The organism is Polaromonas sp. P1_E1_2, assembly GCF_056406035.1.
In genome coordinates this window covers 1-4242 of sequence record NZ_JBFUAZ010000379.1, presented here as the reverse complement: position 1 = coordinate 4242, position 4242 = coordinate 1, and the positions used below count along the sequence as shown (strand labels likewise).

Genomic DNA, 4242 nt, shown 5'->3' with positions numbered 1-4242 from the left:
GTTGAGGTGAATTGCCGGGAACACGCGTTTTTCGTACAGGCGGCGGTCCAGGTGGATTTCGCAGTTGCCGGTGCCCTTGAATTCTTCAAAGATCACTTCGTCCATGCGGCTGCCGGTGTCTACCAGCGCGGTGCCGATGATGGTCAGGCTGCCGCCTTCTTCAATATTGCGGGCCGCACCGAAGAAGCGCTTGGGGCGCTGCAGTGCGTTGGCGTCCACACCGCCGGTCAGCACTTTGCCCGATGAAGGCAACACGTTGTTGTAGGCGCGGGCCAGGCGGGTGATGGAGTCCAGCAGGATAACGACGTCCTTGCCGAGTTCAACCAGGCGCTTGGCGCGTTCGATCACCATTTCGGCCACATGCACGTGGCGTGCGGCGGGTTCGTCAAAAGTGGAGGAGATCACTTCGCCGCGCACGCTGCGCTGCATTTCGGTCACTTCTTCAGGGCGCTCGTCCACCAGCAGCACCATCATGACCACTTCAGGGTAGTTGGCGGTAATGGCGTGGGCGATGTTCTGCATCATCACGGTCTTGCCGGACTTGGGCGGTGCGACCAGCAGGGCGCGCTGGCCTTTGCCGATAGGCGCGACGATGTCGATGATGCGGCTGGTCAGGTTCTCTTCGCCCTTGATGTCGCGTTCGAGCTTGAACTGCTCGCGTGGGAACAGCGGGGTCAAGTTCTCGAACATGACCTTGTGCTTGTTGTCTTCAGGCAGGCCGTCGTTRACCTTGTCGAGCTTGTTCAGGGCAAAGTAGCGCTCGCCATCCTTGGGGGTGCGCACTTCGCCTTCAATCATGTCGCCGGTGTGCAGGTTGAAGCGGCGAATCTGGCTGGGGCTGATGTAGATGTCGTCGGTGCTGGCCGTGTAGCTTGAATCCGGAGCACGGAGGAAACCGAAACCGTCGGGCAGCACTTCCAGCACGCCGTCGGCCACGATGGTCTCACCGGTTTTTGCACGTTTTTTGATGATGGCGAACATCAGCTCCTGCTTGCGCATACGGCCGACGTTTTCGATCTCAAGGGCTTCGGCCTGCTTGAGGACTTCAGACACGTGCAGTGCCTTGAGTTCGTTTAAGTGCATGGAGTTACTCCTTGCGGAGTTCATTGATGGAAACGGGGGAGGTTTGAAAAGAAGCCGCAGAAGATGGCTTACAAACCGGGAACTCGAACCAGGCAGCGAGTGCCGTCTGGTGAATAAAGCACATTATGACAGGAAATTCATGCAGGAAATCAAGGCATTTTTCCTGCGTCCGGCCAGCGGCCGGGGGACCTGCGCCGGTCGGGAAGCGGCGGTGCGCCGTGCTTCCCTTCCAGCGCGAAAAACCTCAGGCCAGTTGCTGGTCAATGAAGGCGGTCAGCTGGGCCTTGCTCATGGCGCCGACCTTGGTGGCGGCCAGCTGGCCGTCCTTGAACAGCATCAGGGTGGGGATGCCGCGGATACCGAACTTGGCGGGAATGTCGCGGTTTTCGTCGACGTTCATCTTGGCGATCTGCAGGCGGCCGTCGTAACCGGTGGCCACTTCGTCCAGAATCGGCGCGATCATCTTGCACGGACCGCACCATTCAGCCCAGTAGTCCACCAGCACGGGTTTGGAGGCTTGCAGCACGTCGGCTTCGAAAGTGGCATCGGTGGTATGTTTGATCAGTTCGCTCGCCATGGCGGCTCCTTTGTCTGTTTAGGATGGTTACGATACGGTACGGCTAAAGTTGTAGTCATTGTGGCAGAAAGCAAGTGGCCGGGTCGGGCGCGCGGGGGCTATGGCGCCGATAGAGATTATTCAATTTGCGGCTTCCGGCCCCATTTCTTTCTTGCCAACCTCTTTTCCCCAACCTCTGTATGCCACCCGTTCCAACCTCTGATGCCGCATGGTCCGCGCCTGATGCGCTGTGCTGGCACCAGGCCATGGGCCGGCTTGCAGAAGCGATGCAGGCGCGCGGCGTCCATCCCGCAGAAGCCGTGGTGCTGCTGCCCTATGCCCAGCTGATCCAGCAGGCGCGCCGCGCCTGGGCTGCGCAGGCAGGCGAGACATTTTTTGTTCCCCGCTTTGAAACCACCATGAACTGGGCCAGCGGCCTGGGCGGCACGCTCGGCTCGTATGTGCCTTCAGGCGACGATTTGCGCATGGATGTGGCGGTCGACATGCTCACAGCCGCATCGCTGCTGGGCCGCGCGGGCCTGGGCGCCCAGCAGGATGCGCTGGCGGGCCGGCTGGTTGAAGCGGCGTGGAGCCTGGCCGGTGTGGCCGCAGCCGTCGTGCCGGCCGCTCGCCGCGCCTGGAGCGAGCGCTTGGCGCTAACGCTGGGAGCAGGCCTGGATTCGCCGGTGCTGGCCCTCGAAGCTGCCGTGGGGCGCATTGCGCTGGCCTGGGCGGCGGCGTCCGCCTATCCCACGGACCGCCTTTTCCAGGCGAAACCTCAGCTGCTCGCCGTGCTGGAAGGCTTTCAGGCCGACCCGCTTACCGAGGCCCTCAAGGCGCACTTCGGCGACCGGTCGGTTTCCATCCCGCTGTGCGTCTCACTCGAAGAGCCCTCGGCACCGCCCGCGCTGCACATTGCGCAAGACGCCGAAGACKAAGCGGGCCGCGCCGCCGCCTGCGTGCTGGCGCATCTGGCGCAAGGCCGCAGCCCGGTTGCGCTGATTGCGCAGGACCGGCAACTCACACGCCGTGTCGGCGCCATGCTCGCTGAGCGCGGCATCGCCATGCGCGATGAAACCGGCTGGAAGCTTTCAACCACTCGCGCCGCCGCCGCTCTGATGAGCCTGCTGCGCGCCATGCCCTGGGACGCGTCGACGGATGCCGTGCTGGACTGGCTGAAAAACGCACCGGCGTTTGACGCCGCGCTGGTCACCGCCGCCGAGACTGAGTTGCGCAAGACCGGCGTGCGCGCCTGGCGCGACCTGCCGGACTTTGCGGAAGACGCCATCTTGCCGCCAGCCTTTGCGGCAACAGGCCCGTTGGCGCGCGAGGTGAACGCATTGCGCAGCCCTTTCAGCCGTGCCCGCCCGCTGGCGATGTGGCTGCGCGACCTGCGCACCCTTTTGCAGTCGGCGGGGCAGTGGGACGCACTGGCGCAGGACGAAGYCGGGCAGACGGTGCTGGACGTGCTGCGCCTGCACGAAGGCGCCGAGACCGAATTCGAAGCATCGCCGGTGATGCGGCTGCATGACTTCACGCAGTGGGCCAATCAGGCGCTGGAGGGCGGCAAGTTTTCCCCGGCGCATCCGCCCGCGGAGCAGGTGGTCATACTGCCGCTGCCGCAGCTGCTGGGCCGCCCCATGCAGGCYGTGGTGCTGCCCGGCTGCGATGAAATCCGCCTGCCGGTGTCACCAGAACCTCCCGGTCCCTGGACGCCCGGCCAACGCGAGCTGCTGGGCCTGCCGTCGCGGGAAGTGCTTGCCGCTGCCCAGCGCCAGGCCTGGCACTATGCCCTGCACATGCCGCATCTCGATGTGCTCTGGCGCACCAGTGAATCCGGCGAACACCTGATCCCCAGCGGCTTTGTGCAGGAGCTGCTGCTGGACCAGGACGAGGAAGCAGTACAGCGCATGGCCACCGACCCCCGCAGCCTGCGTGCCGTGGCAACCCAGCCGACGCCGTATCCCTTCCCGACCGGCGAGGCCTTGCCCGTCATCCGGCTTTCTGCCAGCGCGTACGAAGACCTGCGGCGTTGCCCCTACCGCTTTTTTGCGCTGCGTCAGCTTAGGCTGCAGGAGCCCGAAGAGCTCGAAAGCGAGTTGGGCAAGCGCGACTTCGGCAACTGGCTGCACAGCCTGCTGCGGCATTTCCATGAGGCACTCAAAGCGGCACCAACCCCCGATCTATCAGCGCGGGTAGCTATGCTAAACATAGCAGCGGAGCGCGCCACGCAAGAGCTGGCGCTCAGCGACAGCGAGTTTTTGCCCTTTGCCGCGGCCTGGCCCGGTGTGCGCGAGGGCTATCTGAAATGGCTGGCCGACCACGAAGCCACCGGCGCGGTCTTCGACGAAGCCGAAGTCTGGCGCGAAGTGCCTGTCGGCACGCTCACGCTGCTCGGCCAGCTCGACCGCGTTGATCGCCAGCCTGACGGGCACGCCCTGGTGATCGACTACAAGACCGAGCCGCGCACGACCACGGCCGAACGCATCAAGAACGGCCATGAAGACACCCAGCTTGCCTTTTATGCCGCCCTGATGAGCGACGACACGCTGGCCGCGGCCTACGTCAACCTCGGCGAAAAAGAGCCGACCAAGACCTATGAG

Annotated in this window: 3 protein-coding genes; 1 reads left to right on the top strand and 2 read right to left on the bottom strand. The window is 64.1% G+C overall.

Translation table 11 applies throughout. The features are described 5' to 3' along the window. On the bottom strand, positions 1-1083 hold a 1083-nt coding region (gene rho / locus AC1D1P_RS16085; RefSeq protein ID WP_477673663.1), incomplete at its 3' end, for a transcription termination factor Rho. Positions 1084-1327: 244 nt separating this feature from the next. After that, a complete protein-coding gene (gene trxA, locus AC1D1P_RS16080) occupies positions 1328-1660 on the bottom strand; it encodes a thioredoxin TrxA (protein WP_077594529.1) in 333 nt (110 codons plus the stop codon). A gap of 179 nt (positions 1661-1839) precedes the next feature. On the opposite strand from trxA, the gene AC1D1P_RS16075 reads away from it, so the two are divergent. Beyond that, positions 1840-4242 (top strand): PD-(D/E)XK nuclease family protein (locus AC1D1P_RS16075; protein ID WP_477673662.1); only part of this gene is annotated, 2403 nt, incomplete at its 3' end.